The 17611-nt window shown below is 41.1% G+C and carries 14 protein-coding genes and 1 pseudogene; 8 read left to right on the forward strand and 7 right to left on the reverse strand.

Annotated features, from left to right (window positions below):
- Nucleotides 1-45: 45 nt before the first annotated feature.
- The 3 genes from D9K81_RS13950 to D9K81_RS13960 form a co-directional block, all read right to left on the reverse strand.
- Nucleotides 46-1512: an amino acid permease gene (locus D9K81_RS13950; RefSeq protein WP_121523452.1), complete on the reverse strand. Its 1467-nt coding sequence runs from the start codon at nt 1510-1512 to the stop codon at nt 46-48.
- Between the two features lie 9 nt (nt 1513-1521).
- Nucleotides 1522-2547 carry a methyltransferase gene (locus tag D9K81_RS13955; RefSeq protein ID WP_120375811.1) on the reverse strand — a complete coding sequence of 342 codons (1026 nt, stop codon included), beginning with the start codon at nt 2545-2547 and terminating at the stop codon, nt 1522-1524.
- 66 nt (nt 2548-2613) lie between these two features.
- The gene (locus D9K81_RS13960; RefSeq protein WP_120375812.1) at nt 2614-3984 is read right to left on the reverse strand and encodes a uracil-xanthine permease family protein; all 1371 of its coding nucleotides are present in this window, start codon (nt 3982-3984) and stop codon (nt 2614-2616) included.
- Between the two features lie 173 nt (nt 3985-4157).
- Here D9K81_RS13960 and typA point away from each other — a divergent pair, with 173 nt between their 5' ends.
- The gene (gene typA / locus D9K81_RS13965; RefSeq protein WP_120375813.1) at nt 4158-5987 is read left to right on the forward strand and encodes a translational GTPase TypA; all 1830 of its coding nucleotides are present in this window, start codon (nt 4158-4160) and stop codon (nt 5985-5987) included.
- A 272-nt stretch (nt 5988-6259) separates the two neighbouring features.
- A complete protein-coding gene (gene mscL, locus D9K81_RS13970; protein ID WP_120375814.1) occupies nt 6260-6688 on the forward strand; it encodes a large conductance mechanosensitive channel protein MscL in 429 nt (142 codons plus the stop codon).
- A gap of 96 nt (nt 6689-6784) precedes the next feature.
- Here mscL and D9K81_RS13975 read toward each other — a convergent pair whose 3' ends face one another.
- Entirely contained in the window at nt 6785-7207 is a 423-nt protein-coding gene (locus tag D9K81_RS13975) for a hypothetical protein (protein ID WP_120375815.1), read from the reverse strand.
- A 222-nt stretch (nt 7208-7429) separates the two neighbouring features.
- Between D9K81_RS13975 and eat the strand changes: the two genes are divergently transcribed.
- From eat to D9K81_RS18440, 6 genes and pseudogenes are all read left to right on the forward strand, one after another.
- Entirely contained in the window at nt 7430-8869 is a 1440-nt protein-coding gene (gene eat, locus D9K81_RS13980; RefSeq protein ID WP_120375816.1) for an ethanolamine permease, read from the forward strand.
- Nucleotides 8870-8894: 25 nt separating this feature from the next.
- Nucleotides 8895-10283 (forward strand): ethanolamine ammonia-lyase subunit EutB, encoded by a 1389-nt coding sequence (locus D9K81_RS13985; protein WP_120375817.1) that lies wholly within the window; start codon nt 8895-8897, stop codon nt 10281-10283.
- Between the two features lie 13 nt (nt 10284-10296).
- Nucleotides 10297-11115, forward strand: coding sequence for an ethanolamine ammonia-lyase subunit EutC (gene eutC, locus D9K81_RS13990; protein ID WP_120375818.1), 819 nt, complete (start codon nt 10297-10299; stop codon nt 11113-11115).
- Between the two features lie 786 nt (nt 11116-11901).
- Nucleotides 11902-13434 (forward strand): annotated as a pseudogene (locus D9K81_RS13995) (mechanosensitive ion channel); the annotation flags it as partial.
- 119 nt (nt 13435-13553) lie between these two features.
- Nucleotides 13554-13721, forward strand: a complete 168-nt coding sequence (locus tag D9K81_RS18435) for a hypothetical protein (protein WP_171406938.1) — start codon at nt 13554-13556, stop codon at nt 13719-13721.
- Between the two features lie 149 nt (nt 13722-13870).
- A complete protein-coding gene (locus D9K81_RS18440) occupies nt 13871-14020 on the forward strand; it encodes a hypothetical protein (RefSeq protein WP_171406939.1) in 150 nt (49 codons plus the stop codon).
- A gap of 100 nt (nt 14021-14120) precedes the next feature.
- Here the strand turns inward: D9K81_RS18440 and D9K81_RS14000 are convergent, their stop codons facing one another.
- From D9K81_RS14000 to D9K81_RS14010, 3 genes are all read right to left on the reverse strand, one after another.
- A complete protein-coding gene (locus tag D9K81_RS14000) occupies nt 14121-15317 on the reverse strand; it encodes a BaiN/RdsA family NAD(P)/FAD-dependent oxidoreductase (RefSeq protein WP_120375820.1) in 1197 nt (398 codons plus the stop codon).
- A 217-nt stretch (nt 15318-15534) separates the two neighbouring features.
- Nucleotides 15535-16398, reverse strand: a complete 864-nt coding sequence (locus D9K81_RS14005; protein WP_120375821.1) for a 1-aminocyclopropane-1-carboxylate deaminase/D-cysteine desulfhydrase — start codon at nt 16396-16398, stop codon at nt 15535-15537.
- 85 nt (nt 16399-16483) lie between these two features.
- Entirely contained in the window at nt 16484-17599 is a 1116-nt protein-coding gene (locus D9K81_RS14010; RefSeq protein WP_120375842.1) for an HlyD family secretion protein, read from the reverse strand.
- Nucleotides 17600-17611: the final 12 nt, after the last annotated feature.

A 17611-nucleotide genomic window follows, 5' to 3' on the forward strand; every position in this document is an offset into this window, starting at 1 on the left:
GCATAAAAAAGCTACACCACGGTGTAGCTTTTTTTATGTAATTTATTATGCCTCTTTATCAACATTCATTGGACGTACATCCATTTCTTGATAAGAAACCATTTTTGATTTGTATTTCCACTTATAGCCTAGCCAAATTGCTAAGAATAAGAAAATACCAATATAGGTGGAAATAACAGCTAAGATGTCACCATCGAGTACCGCTTGATAGTTTTGACCTAGAACAACAATCGCACACAAAACGAAGGCAAACCACGGCGCAAACGGGAAGAATTTAGCACGATAAGCCAAATCTGAAAGTTTGTAGCCTTGCTGTACATAGCCTTTACGGAAGCGGTAATGTGAAATTGCAATGCCTAACCAGACAATGAAGCCACACATACCAGACATATTCAGAAGCCAGTTAAATACAGCCTGTTCACCAATAAACGTGGTCAGGAAGCACAGTGCAGCAATTGCAGTTGTCGCATAAAGTGCATTCATTGGCACACCACGGCGATCCAATTTTGAAAATACTTTTGGTGCACTGCCATTTTTTGCCATATCAAACAACATACGTGTTGATGAATACATACCTGAGTTACCTGCAGATAAGATTGCAGTTAAAATCACGGCATTCATCACGGAGGCAGCAAAAGCAAAGCCTGCTTTTTCATGCAATAGTGTAAATGGTGAAAGAGCAATATTTTCGCTGGCTGCAGCTTGTAAAAGTCGTGGGTCATCGTACGAAATGAGTGTTCCGATAATGAAGATACACACTACATAGAACAATAAAATACGCCAGAAAATTTGCTTGATTGCTACTGGAATGGTTTTCTTTGGATCTTTAGATTCGCCTGCAGCAACCCCAACCATTTCTGTACCTTGGAAGGAGAATCCGGCAATCATTGCAACACCAATGAGAGCAGATAGACCACCTACAAACGGTGCTTCACCTTTAGTCCAGTTGGCAAATGTTTCTACACCAGGGGTGAGCATGATTTTACCAATCATGAAAATACCAATGATAATAAAGACAACAATTGCTAGCACTTTAATTAAAGAGAATAAAAATTCAGACTCACCAAAGCCTTTGACTGTGAGGGCATTAATACCAAACACGATCGCAAGGAAGAGGGCACTCCAATAAAATCCAGGTATATCTGGGAACCAGAATTTCATAATGAACTGAACTGCAACGAGTTCGAACGCAACGGTAATTGCCCAGTTGTACCAGTAGTTCCAGCCCAAAGCGAAGCCGAAACCGCTTTCTACATACTTTGTACCGTATGTGAAGAAAGCACCAGAGGTGGGATTATGTGTTGCAAGCTCGCCTAGGCTGGTCATGAGGAAATAAATCATTACCCCAATTAAACAATAGGCCAGCAGTGCACCACCTGGACCAGCATTCGCAATGGTTGCACCAGAGGCAAGGAATAAACCTGTACCAATAGAGCCACCAATGGCAATCATATTTAGATGGCGGGCGCCAAGCTTACGCTTGAGTTGCGCCTGTTGATTCGTTTCGCTCATCGTTATTCCTTAAGATTTTTTTTGAGTGCTAGCGAAGAGCACTTTAAAGCCTTGTTGATCAGCCTTGGTAATACACTGACCAAAACTTTGTTCAATTAAAACGGGATAATTTAAAAAACGGTTGGCAACAATCCACAGCTCACCATCCGATTTGAGATGGCGACGTGCAGTTTTGCATAAATTTTCACTGGCATTGTAGTCGGTTTGAATCCCTTGATGAAAGGGCGGATTACTGACGATTGCGTGTAAAAATAGTGGCGCATCTTCTATGCCACTCACCGCTTTAATCTCAAGTTGTTCTGGAACAAGAGAATTTTCTTCAAAAGTCATTTTAGTTGAAGCGAGAGCAAAGGCATCGACATCCATCGCAAAGATACGATTTTTAGGGTTTAATTTGGCCAAATAAGCACTAATTACACCTGCGCCACAGCCGAAGTCTGCAATTTTGCCAGAGCTTACTTTAGATAAATACGGTAAGAATACGGCAGTGCCTACATCTAAACGATTTTGACTAAACACACCTGGTAATGCACAAATGTTCAAATCACCTTGTGGTGTTGCAACGGTATAACGCTGTGCCCAATCTTCCAATGCTTTAGCGGTGGTATTTTTTTCCAGCACGGTTTGCCACATTTGGCAATGTCGCGCACTGTCAAGCTTCAGAGATTTACCATAAGGAAGAAGCTGTTTAGATGCGCGTTCTACGCCACCTTTTTTCTCACCTACTAAAAAGATTGAAGCACCTAGACTTAAGCGACTAGCAAGGTTATACAGAATGTAGTTGAGTAGTTCTTTCGATTTTGGAACAAAAACAATGGCTTGATCAAACTCACCTTCAGGCAATTCAACACCAAAATGCACAGTTGCTTGACGGGCCTGAAAATATTGAAAATCGTTAAAATTCCAAGTCCAAACACTTGCATTAATGTTTGACGCTAAATTGCTGAGTAAGTCATCTGTGGGTGCATTCACCAACAATACGCGGCCACCAAGAAACTCTTCTTGACGAATCACCACTTCACTTTGAGGAACCATTTTTTATTTCTCCATTACAAAAGCACCGCCAAGGGATTTTGCCTGACGGTGCTTGAGTGAAATGAATTATTTCTTCACTTCAGGAAGAATAATATTCAATATAAGGGCAGCAATACCACCAGTTGCGACACCAGAACTGAAAATGTTGCGAATGAGTTCAGGCAAGTGTTCAAGAATTTGTGGTACTTGAGCAACACCTAAGCCGAGTGCCAAAGAAATAGCAATGATGAGTAGGGCACGACGGTCTAACTGAATGCCAGAGAGAATGTTAATCCCTGATGCAGCAACTGCGCCAAACATCACCATCACCGCACCGCCTAATACCGCTTGAGGCACAGCTTGAATTACACCTGCAACCGCTGGAAGTAGACCTAGAAGCACCAATAAGGCTGCAATCCAAATACCGACGTAGCGACTAGCTACACCTGTTAGCTGGATAACACCGTTATTTTGCGCAAATACAGAGCTTGGGAAGGTGTTAAAAATACCTGCTAGGAAAGAGTTCGCACCGTTAACTAGAACACCACCTTTAATACGTTGCATCCATTTTGGACCATTAACAGGCTGGTTAGATAATTTTGAGGTTGCTGTAATATCACCAATCGCTTCTAAAGAAGTCACGAGGTAAATAAAGGCCATTGGAATAAATAAGCTCCAAGAGAAGCTTAAACCAAAGTGCATTGGTGTTGGAATTTGTACTAAGGGCGCATCTTTTAAACCATCAAAGTTTAAGTGACCCATAAAGCCTGCAAGGATATAACCCACAACCAATGCAATTAAAATAGCTGAGCTTTTTACCCACGTAATACGTACACGGTTGAGTAAAATAATTAAAGCCAATACTGTACATGACATGATGAGGTTATCGGCATTGGCAAATGTTTTATCTCCCATAGCTTGATAACCACCACCCATTGAAATCAAACCTTCTTTGATTAAGGTTAAACCAATAAGCAGTACCACAATACCAGTCACCAGTGGGGTAATCAGTTTTTTAATCCATGGCAAAATTTGTGATACGCCCATTTCAATGAATGCGCCTGCAATCACCACACCAAAAATAGAAGCCATGACCGCTTCTACAGGCGTGCCCGCAGCCACCATTGCTGAACCAATACCAATAATTGGGCCAATAAAGTTAAAGCTGGTACCTTGAACAATTAGTAAGCCTGCACCGAAAGGGCCAACTCTTTTACATTGTAGGAAGGTTGCGATGCCTGAAATGACCAATGACATCGACAAAATCATATTGGTGTCTTCTTTAGAGACACCTAAAGCCAAACAGATTAAGAGGCCAGGCGTCACGATTGGAACAATAATGGCCAATAAATGTTGGAAGGCTGCTAAAAAAGCGATGAATGGTTTAGGTCGATCATCGAGTCCATAGACTAAATCGAGTTGATCTTTAGGGTCAGGAGATTGGTTCAAATCAGACATAAGGTACAGCAAATTAAGGCTAGGTGGCGCTATTCTAATCTGTTTACATCCCTTTACAAAATTAAAAGGAGCCGTATGGCGAAAAAAAGTGATCATGTCAATAAACTGTCACTACTAAAATCTATATTTTTTCTGTATAATTTGCCCTCAAACTTTAGGCGTATCGAATACACATGTCAGATATTAAAACTCTCCGTAACATTGCCATCATTGCGCACGTCGATCATGGTAAAACGACTCTTGTAGACAAACTTTTACAGCAATCAGGTGCTCTTGGCGATCGCGCAGGCGAGATCGAACGTGTAATGGATTCTGGCGCTATTGAGTCTGAACGTGGTATTACCATTCTTGCAAAAAACACTGCAATCAAATGGTTAGACAAACGTACTGATACTGAATATCGTATCAACATCGTGGACACCCCAGGACACGCCGACTTCGGTGGTGAAGTTGAACGTGTAATGTCGATGGTTGACTGCGTACTTCTTCTTGTAGACTCACAAGAAGGCCCAATGCCACAAACGCGTTTCGTAACGCAAAAAGCGTTCGCACGTGGTTTGAAACCAATCGTGATTATCAACAAAGTGGACAAGCCAAACGCGCGTCCTGATTGGGTCATTGACCAAGTATTTGATTTGTTCGACAACCTTGGCGGTACTGATGAACAATTAGACTTCCCAGTCGTTTATGCATCAGGTTTACGTGGTGTTGCGGGTCCTTCTCCAGAAGAACTTGCTGAAGACATGACTCCATTGTTTGAAACAATTGTAGATATCGTTGAACCACCAGCAGTTGACGTTGATGGTCCATTCCAAATGCAAGTGTCTTCACTTGACTATAACAGCTTCGTAGGCGTTATCGGTGTTGGTCGTATTCAACGTGGTTCAGTGAAATTAAACACACCTGTCACTGTAATCGACAAAGACGGTAAAACACGTAACGGCCGTATCTTAAAAATCATGGGTTACCATGGTCTTGAGCGTATCGACGTAGAATCAGCTTCTGCTGGTGATATCGTTTGTGTAACAGGTATTGATGAACTTCATATCTCTGACACAATCTGTGATCCTAAAGCAGTTGAAGCTCTTCCAGCGCTTTCTGTAGACGAACCTACAGTATCGATGACATTCCAAGTCAACAACTCACCGTTTGCGGGTAAAGAAGGTAAATTCGTAACTTCACGTAACATCCGTGAACGTCTTGACCGCGAATTGATTCACAACGTAGCACTACGTGTTGAAGATACTGACAGTCCAGACCGTTTCAAAGTATCTGGTCGTGGTGAACTTCACCTTTCAGTACTTATTGAAAACATGCGTCGTGAAGGTTTCGAAATGGGCGTATCTCGTCCACAAGTAATCTTGAAAGAAATCGATGGTGAAAAACAAGAACCTTACGAAAACGTAACGTTTGACGTTGAAGAACAGCACCAAGGTTCTGTAATGGAACAAATGGGTCACCGTAAAGGCGAAATGACTAATATGGAAGTTGACGGTAAAGGCCGTATCCGTATTGAAGCAACTGTTCCTTCACGTGGCTTAATCGGTTTCCGTTCTGAATTCTTAACGATGACTTCTGGTACTGGTATCATGACGTCTAGTTTCTCGCATTACGGTCCGATGAAACAAGGTACTGTTGCGAAACGTCAAAACGGTGTATTGATTTCTATGGTTCAAGGTACTTGCTTGGGCTATGCATTATTCAGCTTACAAGACCGTGGTCGTCTATTCGCTCGCCCACAGCTTGAAGTATATGAAGGTATGATCGTAGGTATTAACTCACGTTCAGACGACATGGTTGTAAACCCAACTAAAGCGAAACAGTTAACAAACGTACGTGCTTCTGGTACTGATGATGCGTTGACACTTGTTCCAGCAATTGAATACACGCTTGAACAAGCGCTTGAATTCATTGAAGACGACGAATTAGTTGAAGTAACACCGAAGTCAATCCGTATCCGTAAACGTTGGTTGACTGAAAACGAACGTAAGCGTAACAAATAAGTTAAGCTGATCTTCGGATTAAAAAACCGCTGATGCAAATCAGCGGTTTTTTTATGTACAAAGATATAATTTAATTTTAGGTTTAAGCTGATTTAAAATAAAAGCACGCCAGATCAGTTGCTCTAATTGTACATAAGTTTAAAAAATTGTGTGTTTTTTTATATTTGGCATTTAGTCATAGATAAAAACCAAGTAAATTAGGCGGAAATAGAAATACATCATTAATGTATACTTGATCACATAATTAAAGTGAAAAAATTTCTGGAGACGATATGAGTATTATTCAAGAATTTAAAGAGTTTGCTGTCAAAGGCAACGTTATGGATTTGGCTGTGGGTGTCATCATTGGTGGTGCTTTCGGTAAAATTATTGATTCCATGGTAAAAGACATTATTATGCCTTTTATTTCTTGGATCCTCGGCGGTGACGTTGATTATTCAAATTGGTTCTTGGTATTGGGCGATAATCCAAACAATTTAACCACGCTAAAAGCGGCTCAAGATGCAGGCCTCAATGTTTTGGCATACGGTAACTTCTTAACTATTTTGATTAACTTCCTATTATTGGCATGGGTGGTATTCTTGCTTGTAAAAGTGATGAACAAGATGCGCCGTCAACAGCCTGTTGAAGAAGCACCAGCTGCAACACCTGAAGATATTGAGTTACTTCGTGAAATTCGTGATGAATTGAAAAAACGTTAATCATCATGATGCACATAAAAACGGCGCTTTAAGCGCCGTTTTTTGTTTTGAATCCGGACGAATAGACATACGATATATGCCAAAATCGCCGATGTGTTAATGCACAAACATATCCATAAATTCACGAATTTCTTGAATGGCAGTTTCTACATCAGTGGTGAGCCAAGTCGGTTCAAAGAAACCAGCATAATGGTCTAAGCGGTCTTGTGGTACAACCAAGCGAACAGGGCATTCTTCTTCTAATAAGCGCCAAGGAATAATCGGAACCTCATTGTCTAAGAAGGCCGATACGTTACGAATATCGATCACCATCGCATTGATGCATTCAGGAAATGGCATCACCGAGAACTCTTCTGTACGACGACGGAAATATTCTAAATCGCCCCATCTTAGCAAAAAGCTCGGTTTGTTAAATTCCATGATCCCAATCAAATGCTGATCACGGGTGTAGTGTAATGTACAGTGATGAGTGACGTCAGTGTCAAGATCAAGCGTTACACTTTGTTGACTATACGCCATAAATAATCAGTGCATAAAAAATGAAGTGCATAATTATAGCCCATTTCTATTTAGAAATGCAGACTTTCCCATCATGGTCAGATGGGTGTACTAAAATACTTAAAACACAATAAATTTGAATAGGATAACAAATTAGAACATCGCAAATTTGACTGAAAATTCAAAATTGGTATAGCTTGTGCTTATCACTGAATGAAAATAAACATAAGATCAGAGGTGCCTATGTCTGAATTAAAATCTGCTGTTGCACCATCGACAGCGCATACAGAAACAACGGATTATTTTGCCCAACGACAACTTAAAAAAGGGGCTGTAGGCTGGTTGCTTTTAGTGGGCTTAGGGGTGGCATACGTTATTTCTGGTGATTTTGCAGGATGGAACTTTGGTCTAGCCCAAGGGGGCTGGGGCGGGATGTTTATTGCAACTGTTGTGGTCGCATTCATGTACTTGTGTATGTGTTTATGTATGTCGGAAATGTCGACCATGCTACCCACAGCGGGTGGTGGTTATAGCTTTGCTCGAACTGCATTTGGTCCGATGGGTGGATATCTTACAGGTACTGCAATTCTGATTGAATACGCAATCGCACCTGCCGCTATTGCGTGTTTTATTGGTGCTTATTGTGAGTCTTTATTCGGCATTGGTGGATGGATCATTTATTTGGTCTGTTATCTGTTGTTTATGGGCATACATTTAAAGGGTGCTGGTGAAGCACTCAAAATCATGTTCGTGATTACAGCGGTGGCTGCAGTCGCGCTCATGGTGTTTATTTTTGCCATGTTACCTGCATTTAAAAGCGCCAACTTATTTGATATTGCTGTAAATACAGAGGTGGCAGGTGCAAGTGCTTTTTTACCACTGGGCTATTTGGGCATTTGGGCTGCAGTGCCTTATGCTATTTGGTTCTTTTTGGCCGTTGAAGGTGTGCCATTGGCGGCGGAAGAAGCCAAAGACCCTGAAAAATCTTTGCCTAGAGGCTTGATAGGTTCAATGCTGATTTTGGCATTTTTTGCGCTCAGTATTTTATTTTTAGGCCCAGGTGCTGCGGGTGCCGATCTATTAAAAAACTCTGGTGCACCATTGGTGGATGCATTAAAAGCAGTTTATGGTGCAAATACTTGGCTGGCGAGTTTTGTTAACTTTGTCGGCTTAGCTGGCTTAATCGCAAGTTTCTTTTCAATTATTTATGCTTATTCACGTCAGATTTTTGCACTATCGCGTGCAGGCTATTTACCTAAAAAATTGTCCTTAACCAATAAAAACCATGCCCCCCATTGGGCCATTATTGTGCCAGGTGTGATTGGTTTTTGTATGTCTTTATCGGGGGAAGGTGATTTACTTATTTTAATGGCCGTTTTTGGTGCAACAATTTCTTATGTGCTGATGATGCTGTCTTATATTAGATTAAAAACCTCAAAAGCTGATTTAGTTCGTCCTTATAAAGCACCGGGTGGTGTTGTGACGGCCAGTATCGCGCTGGTTTTAGCAGCAATTGCTGTAGTGGCTGGTTTTGTGGTGGATCCCAAAGTATGGCTGATGGCAGCTGCCATTTATGTGGGATTTATTGCGTATTTCCTATTGTATAGCCGTCATCATTTGGTTGCAGGTACACCCGAAGAAGAATTTGCCAATATTCAACAAGCAGAACAAGAACTGAAATAACAGTGTAAGTGACGAGGAGGGAATCATGCTCTACCAAATCAATGTGGCACATCATCATTATGTATTTGCCGATTTAAAAACCTTAATGGCTAAGGCAACGCCTGAACGATCTGGGGACCAGTTAGCAGGTATTGCTGCTCAAGATGCGACCGAGCGAGTGGCGGCACAAATGTGTTTAGCTGATGTGCCTTTAAAGGAGTTTTTAAATGAAGCATTAATTGATTATGATCAAGATGAAGTGACACGCCTCATTATAGATGAGCATGATGCCTTGGCCTTTTATCCTATTTCACATTTTACAGTAGGAGATTTTCGTGATTGGCTATTAAGTGCAGATGCCAGCACAGAAAAACTTCAGGTGCTACAAGCGGGACTCAGTCCTGAAATGGTGGCTGCCGTCAGCAAAATTATGCGTAATCAAGATCTGATTTTGGTGGCCAAAAAATGCCGAGTCGTGACGCAGTTTCGTAATACGATTGGTTTAGAAGGGCATTTATCTACGCGCTTACAGCCTAATCACCCCACAGATGATGTACTGGGTATTTCTGCCAGTATTTTAGATGGACTGATGTACGGCAATGGCGATGCTGTCATAGGTATTAATCCTGCAACAGATAATTTGCAGAATCTGTCAGAGCTACTCAAACTCATTGATTATATTATTCAAGAATACGATATTCCTACGCAGTCTTGCGTGCTTACCCATGTCAGTTCTGGCATACAACTGGCCAATCAAAATGTACCAGTCGACTTAATGTTTCAGTCGATTGCAGGCACACAAAGTGCGAACACAGGATTTGGGATAGATCTGGCTTTATTACAAGAAGGTTATGAGGCGGCACTCAGTCTAAAGCGCGGTACAGTCGGACAAAATGTCATGTATTTTGAGACTGGGCAAGGCAGTGCATTATCCAGTAATAGCCACTTTGGTGTAGACCAGCAAACTTTAGAAGCACGTGCGTATGCTGTTGCACGTAAGTACAAGCCATTTCTGGTCAATACAGTAGTAGGTTTTATTGGGCCTGAATATTTGTATAACGGCAAACAGATTATCCGTGCAGGTTTGGAAGACCATTTTTGTGGCAAATTGCTAGGTGTTCCGATGGGTTGTGATATTTGCTATACCAACCATGCCGATGCTGATCAAGACGATATGGATGTATTACTAACGTTGCTGGCCAATGCAGGGTTAAATTTCATGATGGGTATTCCCGGCTCAGATGATGTGATGCTGAATTATCAAACCACATCCTTTCATGATGCTTTATACATTCGGCAACTTTTGGGACTACAGCCAGCACCTGAATTTACGCTGTGGTTAGAACAACAAGGCATACTGAAACAGCAAGCACAACACTTGCACTGGCCAAGCCAAATGCCAGATCAATTTGCACGACTGTTAAGGTCTTCATAGGGAGTTGAAGCACATGAAATTACAAGCAGATATTCAGTTTCAAAAGCAGTTTGAAGCCAATGCATGGGAGCGACTAAAACAGTTTACAGATGCACGAATTGCTTTAGGTCGAGTCGGAGGGAGTTTACCTACACAGCCAGCATTAGCTTTTCAATTAGCACATGCGCAAGCAAAAGATGCCGTATTAAAGGCGCTAGATATTGAGGCCATGCAATCACAAATTACAGCGTTTGCTAATGATGTTTTGCAGGTCGAAAGCTGTGCACCAGATAAAGATATTTACCTGAAACGGCCAGATTTCGGTCGTGAACTTTCAGAAGCTTCTCGTCAGTTGCTTAAGGACTATCAACGAAAACATCCAAATACTTATGATGTGGTGATTGTGGCGGGAGACGGTCTTTCTGCTCGTGCTATAGAAGATAATGCGCCGTATTTTATGCAACAGTTTTATGCAAGCTGTGAGCAAGAGCAATGGCGGGTAGCGCCTATTGTACTTGCGACCGAAAGCCGTGTTGCATTGGGTGATGAAATTGCTGAAATTTTACAAGCAGACATGCTGGTGATGCTGATTGGTGAGCGCCCTGGATTAAGTTCACCTGATAGCATGGGGATTTATTACACATGGAAAGCACATCGCGGTTGCCACGATGCCATGCGTAATTGCATTTCAAATGTTCGGCCAGCAGGATTGTCTACCCAAATTGCGATACAGCGTCTATTAGCATTGATGAAAAAATCAAAACAACTGGGGCTATCTGGTGTGCAATTAAAAGATGAACATGAAATGGCACTAGATACACAGGATGTGGCACGGCCTAAGCAATTGTTTTAGGTGGCGGGTTGACGCATTTATTTTAAAAGTTTAAGACCCTATCAAGATAGATAAATCGCTTATTTACAGGTTTTCACCAGATGTTAAGGCATTTATACAGTGTGTAGAGTTGAGCTTGATAAAATAAGATGGTCAAAGGACATCAGGTGTAAAGATTATGATGCATGATTTTAAAAAACCACCTTATAGTACGAGTCAAGCAGACATAAAACATAAAGAAAAATTGCCAGTCTATATTTTAATGTTAGTGGGATTTTTCTTAGTTGCCTTGTTATTGTATATGTTTGCTGGAATGAGACCTTAGCTAAAAGCGTTGGATCCATTGGCATATTTTCAACATTTAAAATGTGGAAATTAAATATTCAACAGACCATTTGATTCATTGTATTTTTAATTTTATTGACCCAAGTTTATTTAAATGACGCCCGATAGAGCCGATTTTAAATACAGATGCTTATCAATCCCAAGTGATTATAAGCGTTGTATAACCATGATAAGGTGATCAAGTTCAAGAAAATGTGATGATGCATTTCGTGTATATGCATTTTAAGCCCTTAAAAATACATTATTTTTCAATCAAAGACCCAGCCAATGTGCTGGGTCTTTTGCAATGCTCTGTGCTCTTTTGTTGTAGTTATGCATTTAGCTATTGTCTAAAAAGTAGACAAAACTTAATGTTAAACGGTTATATAAAAAGATAACTGTGTCACAGATATAAAGACCTCGTAAAACAAGTATTAAAGCGTGTTACGACATGATTTCTAGGAATAAAGAGGGCCAGACAAAATGAATGAATACGTTAATCGCCCCAATGGGCAATTCGATGCAATGTATTACTGGGATCAATTCCATCCAATTTTAAGTGCAGTGGCCATTTTATTGATTGGTTGGGTCATTGCCTTATTGGTTGCAGGAGCAATTAAAAAACTTTTGCAAAAACTCGGTACAAATCAAAAATTATCGAATGCAACAGGGCATCGCTCGAATATCGAAAGCATTGTGTCTCGGATTGTGTTTTGGATTATTTTGGTGATTGCTGTGATTGGCGCACTGAATGTGCTGAATCTAAACAGTATTAGTGGTCCATTTAGCAATATGATTCAGCAGTTCCTGCTATTTGTGCCTCAGCTTTTGGCAGCCTTGGCCGTTGGTTTTATTGGCTGGATTGTGGCCAATTTGGTGAAAGTTGGTTCTCAAAAACTCTTAGACAAAACGCAACTAGATGAAAAACTCAGTTCTGATGTCGGTGTGAGTCCAATCAGTGAAAATATCAGTAATATTGTTTACTGGCTTATTTTGTTGCTGTTTTTACCGATTGTACTGTCGATCTTAGGTCTTAATGGCTTGCTGTATCCTGTACAAAATATGGTGAATGTTGCCGTTTCATATTTGCCAAATCTGTTTATTGCAGGTGTGATTATCTTCGTTGGCTATATTTTGGCAAAAATTGTGCGTGGCATTGTCGAAGGTTTGGTCAGCAGTTTGAGCATACAACAGCAAGCTGAAAAACTGGGCTTGTTTAAAAATGGCAATGTTGCACGCTTACTTGGCTCATTTGTATTCGCAATTATTATCTTTACGGCATTAATTGTGGCATTTGAAGCATTAGGCATCGATGCGATTTCGCAACCTGCGACCGCAATGTTGCATGAAGTGATGTACGCCATTCCAAATATTATTGCTGCAGGGCTGATTTTAATTTTGGCTTATGTAGTATCTCGTTTGGTGGCGCGTTTAGTTGCAGAAGTTTTGGCAGGTACGGGTGTTGATAATGTGCCAGCAAAAGTGGACTTACAGCGCTTCTTAGGCAACACGAAGCTGTCCGATATTGTGGGTTATTTAATCGTATTCTTTACCATGCTATTTGCAGTATCTGAAGCGGCGAACCGTTTGGGCTTTGCGCAAATCAGTGATTTAATTGCCATGTTTATTCACTTTGGTGCCAACATCTTGTTAGGCGCTGTAATCTTGGTGATTGGTTTTTGGCTGGCAAATGTTGTGGCAAATGTCGTACAACGTGGAGAGTACAATAGTTCGCGTTGGTTAGCTAATCTAGTGCGTGTACTGATTATGGGCTTGGTTGTGGCTATGGGCCTACGAGCTATGGGCATTGCAGATTCAATTGTGAATCTAGCTTTTGGCTTAACCTTGGGCGCAGTTGCTGTTGCGTTTGCTTTGGCCTTTGGTTTAGGTGGCCGTCAACCCGCAGAGCGTTTATTGTCTGATTTATTAGATAAGGCTAAAAAAGAAGCTGAAAAGCCAGCAGAAGTTAAGGCTCAGTTAGTAGCACCACCAACGCCAATTATTACACCACCACCTCCAACAGATACGCCTGAATGACCTGAAATAACCTATACAATTAGACTTGAAATAACCACTCTAGGGTGGTTATTTTAATGAATTCACATTCAATCTATACATCAAAAAAGGTAAAAATAATGTCTAAGAAAGCCCCAAATAAATTTTTTGCGCCTATTGTGATTGCAGGCATTACCATTGGATTTCTTGCCAGTGCATATCAGTTTATTTTTGCACAAAAAAAGCGCAAGGAAAAACAAACGCCCGTGGCAGAACAAGTTGAAAATGAACAAGAAGTTCAAAAATAATGGTTGAAATTTAATCTCATTTTGATATTTTAGTGACTGAATTGAAGCATACAGAATAAAAGATAGGGCCTTGTTTTCATCGGATTGAAACAGGCATGAATTATGCTTTCAATAATATAAATGGAGTTAAAATAATGGGGGTATTCCACATGGTCAATAAATTAGTCAACCGAATTTGGTCAAGCACGATTGTAGCGCCGAGCTATATCCAACAAGCTGTGGTCAAAATGGATCGAACTATTCATCGCATGGACACCAGTCATCATGTACAATTGTTTAAAACCGATTATTTAGAATAAGTACAATTCAACGATCAAACCCATACATGGTGATCGATAAAAAAAAGAGGCTGTTTAAACACACAGCCTCTTTTTATTTAAATTTTAGATGAACGTAGTATTAAACATATTCTGAAGCTGCATGTGCAGATGACCATGCCCATTGGAAGTTGAAACCACCTAAGTGGCCCGTTACATCCAAAATTTCACCCACAAAAAATAGGCCTTTTTGCTTTTTACTTTCCATGGTTTTTGATGATACTTCAGTGGTATCTACACCGCCAAGCGTGACCTCTGCAGTACGATAACCTTCTGTGCCTGATGGTTTAACTTCAAATGCAGACAAGCGCTGTGCGATTTGTTCTAACTTCTCATCACTGATATTGCCAATTGCGGTGTCGGCATGTTCTAACCAGATTAAGTTTTGTAATTCAGTCACCACGCTTTTAGGTAAATGCTCAACCAATAAAGTGCGCAGTAGGACTTTGGCTTGGCTTTGCTTTTTCGACTTTAAAAAGTCGAGTAAATCTAGGCTAGGTAAGAAATCGATTTTAAAACTTTGGCCTGCATCCCAATAATTTGACAATTGTAGTGAACTTGGCCCACTCAAACCGCGATGGGTAAAGAGTAGTGCTTCAGTAAAGCTATTTAAATGGTTAGATAGCGTTGCTTCAACGGCATTGCCACTTAAGCGCGTAGTGATTTCTTTAAAGCCGTCCGAGAACATAAATGGAACCAAGCCTGCGCGTGTAGGATAGACATGATGACCAAATTGCTTGGCAATATCATAACCAATGCCTGAACCGCCTAGGGTAGGAATAGACAAGCCACCAGAGGCAACAACTACAGATTCAACTTCGAAGTAGCCCAAAGAGGTTGCGACTTGAAAACCTTGATCTATAGTATTTACAGCTTTGACTTCACAGCCAGTTTTAATCTCAACCAAGCCTGTTTTTTCACATTCCGACAGTAACATAGCCAAAATTTCTTTAGCACCATTTAAGGTGAAAAGCTGACCGTGTTTGCGTTCTTCATATTCAATGCCGTACTCACACACCATGCCAATAAAGTCCCAATTGGTATAACGCGTTAAAGCAGAAATCACAAAATGCGGATTGTGTGAGATGAAGTTTTCAGGCTCAACATACAGGTTGGTAAAGTTACATTTACCACCACCTGACATCAGAATCTTTTTGCCCACTTTATTGGCTTTTTCGACCACGACCACTTTACGGCCACGTTGAGCTGCCATATATGCTGTCATTAAACCCGATGCACCAGCACCTAAAACTAAAACATCGTAGTGATTTGAAGACATGACAAACTCAATGAAACAGAAAAGCAGAGCATTATAGACGCTTTTCACGCGAAGCCGAATGTTGTTTCAATTTTTAAGAATAGATTGAGAGCGCATTCAAAGCTGTATGACTTTATTTAAAGTTGATAAGGCCTTCAAATATCACAACTCATCGAATGAACATTAGCCGTAAATGAAGGCCAAATTTTATTCAGCATATTTTGAGATACCTTAACTTTTATGGATTTAACCGACCTTGTAGACCGCCCGTGTGAATGACGAGCAGTTTCTGTTCGGGGCTAATGATGCCTGTCTGTATCATGTGTTCGAGTCCAAACATCATTTTAGCCGTATAAATCTGCTCAAGTGGAATGCTGTACTGGGTCTCGAAGCGTTGAATAAATTGCATCAGTTCAGGTGTGGTTTTGGCATAACCACCACAGCAGTAATCATCGATAATTTTCCAATTGCATTTGCTCGTGAGCCGCGCGACTTCATCATTTAAAAAAAGGCCTTTTAAAGCCGAAAATCCTAAAACATGCTGATGAGATTGACTGGCTTGAATCAGCCCCGCAATAGTGCCACCTGTGCCTACGGCACAGCAAATCAAATCAAACTGCTGATCATCGGGTTTTAATATTTCTGTACAGCCCAAAATGGCCAATTGGTTTGTGCCACCTTCAGGAATGATGTAATGCTCTGGGAATTGTTGTTGTAGCTGTGCCAAATAGTCTGGGCTTTGCTTGAGCCGATATTCCTCACGACTGACAAAATGCACTTGCATGCCTAACTGGCTGGCCGTGGCCAAAGTAGGGTTGAGCGGTTTATGTTTGAGTTCTTCACCACGAATGATCCCCACACTTTGAAAGCCAAATTGATCTGCAACAAAAGCAGTTGCGGCGATGTGATTTGAATAGGCACCTCCAAAGGTCAAAAGTTTACGATAGCCTTGTTGCTTCGCTTCTAAAAAGTTGTATTTGAGTTTAAAAAACTTATTGCCCGAAATTTGTGGATGGATCTGGTCTAAGCGTCGAATGGTGACCTGTATGCCATGCAACTGAAGGTGTTGATCTTGAATTTTTTGGGCAATAGCATCAAACATAGCGAAAGTGGACTGAACAGGAGCTTTTGTATTGTAATCGATTCTGTGCAGTCCGACGATGAGCCAAGCAAGTGCGTGGCCTAACTTAATTGGCTGAATTGGATGCAGTGTCTACCGAAGCGACAACCGACATGCCAGGGGCTAAACGAGCTAAATCTTTTTGATTTGGGTCAATTTCAATACGTACAGCAATACGCTGGACCACTTTGGTGAAGTTCCCTGTGGTGTTATCTGGCTTTAACACGCTAAATTCTGAGCCTGTTGCAGGTGAAATGCGTGATACTTTCCCTGTAAATTTTTGATGATTCAGTGCGTCAACACTAAACCATGCAGTTTGCCCAATTTTCATATTGGCAATTTGGGTTTCTTTAAAATTTGCAGTCACCCAGCGCTGTTGAGGTATAAGAGACATGAGCTGTGTGCCAGCGGCAACATATTGGCCTATACGCGGGCTGACTTCGCCCAGTTGTCCATCCATTGGGGCTAAAATGATGCTGTAATCTTTGGTGGTCACGGCTTGATCAAACTGTGCTTGGGCACTGCTGACTTGTGCTTTTAAACCCGTTTGGGCTACTTGCGCTGTTTTTAAGGCTTCTTTCGCTACTAACACATTCGCTTCTGCTTGATGAAGCAGTGCAAGATTATTTTTGACATCGGCACAGGCTTTATCTTGCTCGGTTTGTGAGGTTGCGCCTGAATCGCCTAATTGTTGATAGCGTTTGAGTTGCTGGAGTGACAGCATATAACTGGCTTCGGCTTGATCGGCCTTGGCTTGTGCAGCAATGATATCGGCCTTGCGTTGCTGAATCGTTTGACTTTGATTGGCTAAACTATTTTTTGCTTGATCGATACCTGATTGTGCCTGAGTGACTTTTTGATTATAGGTTGTAGCATCGATGTGCATTAAAGGCTGGCCCTTTTTGACCGTTTCAAAGTCTGTGACCAGAACATCTTTTACATAGCCGTTAATTTGTGAAGAGAGCACCGTGGTTTTACCTTTAATGTAACTATTTTCAGTCGATTCAATCGCGCTATGAAAAGGACCTAATTTCCATGCCCACAAAATTAAACTGATACCCACTAACAATACAAAAAACATCAGCACCAATACGCGTTTATCGGTTGGAATTAATTTGCTACTGGGCACTACAGGTGCGGGCATGGTAGGTGTAGGTGAAGCTAATTTTTCTTGTTCTGGCATGAACATTTTCTC

This window comes from Acinetobacter chengduensis (assembly GCF_003664645.1).
Taxonomy (GTDB): domain Bacteria; phylum Pseudomonadota; class Gammaproteobacteria; order Pseudomonadales; family Moraxellaceae; genus Acinetobacter; species Acinetobacter chengduensis.

What these genes read in the sequence shown, in the direction of transcription:
- D9K81_RS14010 (WP_120375842.1), bottom strand. Translation starts at nt 17,599, where the DNA reads ATGCCAGAACAAGAAAAATTAGCTTCACCTACACCTACCATGCCCGCA.
- D9K81_RS13985 (WP_120375817.1), top strand. Translation starts at nt 8,895, where the DNA reads ATGCTCTACCAAATCAATGTGGCACATCATCATTATGTATTTGCCGAT.
- D9K81_RS13960 (WP_120375812.1), bottom strand. Translation starts at nt 3,984, where the DNA reads ATGTCTGATTTGAACCAATCTCCTGACCCTAAAGATCAACTCGATTTA.
- eutC (WP_120375818.1), top strand. Translation starts at nt 10,297, where the DNA reads ATGAAATTACAAGCAGATATTCAGTTTCAAAAGCAGTTTGAAGCCAAT.
- D9K81_RS18435 (WP_171406938.1), top strand. Translation starts at nt 13,554, where the DNA reads ATGTCTAAGAAAGCCCCAAATAAATTTTTTGCGCCTATTGTGATTGCA.
- typA (WP_120375813.1), top strand. Translation starts at nt 4,158, where the DNA reads ATGTCAGATATTAAAACTCTCCGTAACATTGCCATCATTGCGCACGTC.
- mscL (WP_120375814.1), top strand. Translation starts at nt 6,260, where the DNA reads ATGAGTATTATTCAAGAATTTAAAGAGTTTGCTGTCAAAGGCAACGTT.
- D9K81_RS13975 (WP_120375815.1), bottom strand. Translation starts at nt 7,207, where the DNA reads ATGGCGTATAGTCAACAAAGTGTAACGCTTGATCTTGACACTGACGTC.
- D9K81_RS18440 (WP_171406939.1), top strand. Translation starts at nt 13,871, where the DNA reads ATGGTCAATAAATTAGTCAACCGAATTTGGTCAAGCACGATTGTAGCG.
- D9K81_RS14000 (WP_120375820.1), bottom strand. Translation starts at nt 15,317, where the DNA reads ATGTCTTCAAATCACTACGATGTTTTAGTTTTAGGTGCTGGTGCATCG.
- eat (WP_120375816.1), top strand. Translation starts at nt 7,430, where the DNA reads ATGTCTGAATTAAAATCTGCTGTTGCACCATCGACAGCGCATACAGAA.
- D9K81_RS13955 (WP_120375811.1), bottom strand. Translation starts at nt 2,547, where the DNA reads ATGGTTCCTCAAAGTGAAGTGGTGATTCGTCAAGAAGAGTTTCTTGGT.
- D9K81_RS14005 (WP_120375821.1), bottom strand. Translation starts at nt 16,398, where the DNA reads ATGTTTGATGCTATTGCCCAAAAAATTCAAGATCAACACCTTCAGTTG.
- D9K81_RS13950 (WP_121523452.1), bottom strand. Translation starts at nt 1,512, where the DNA reads ATGAGCGAAACGAATCAACAGGCGCAACTCAAGCGTAAGCTTGGCGCC.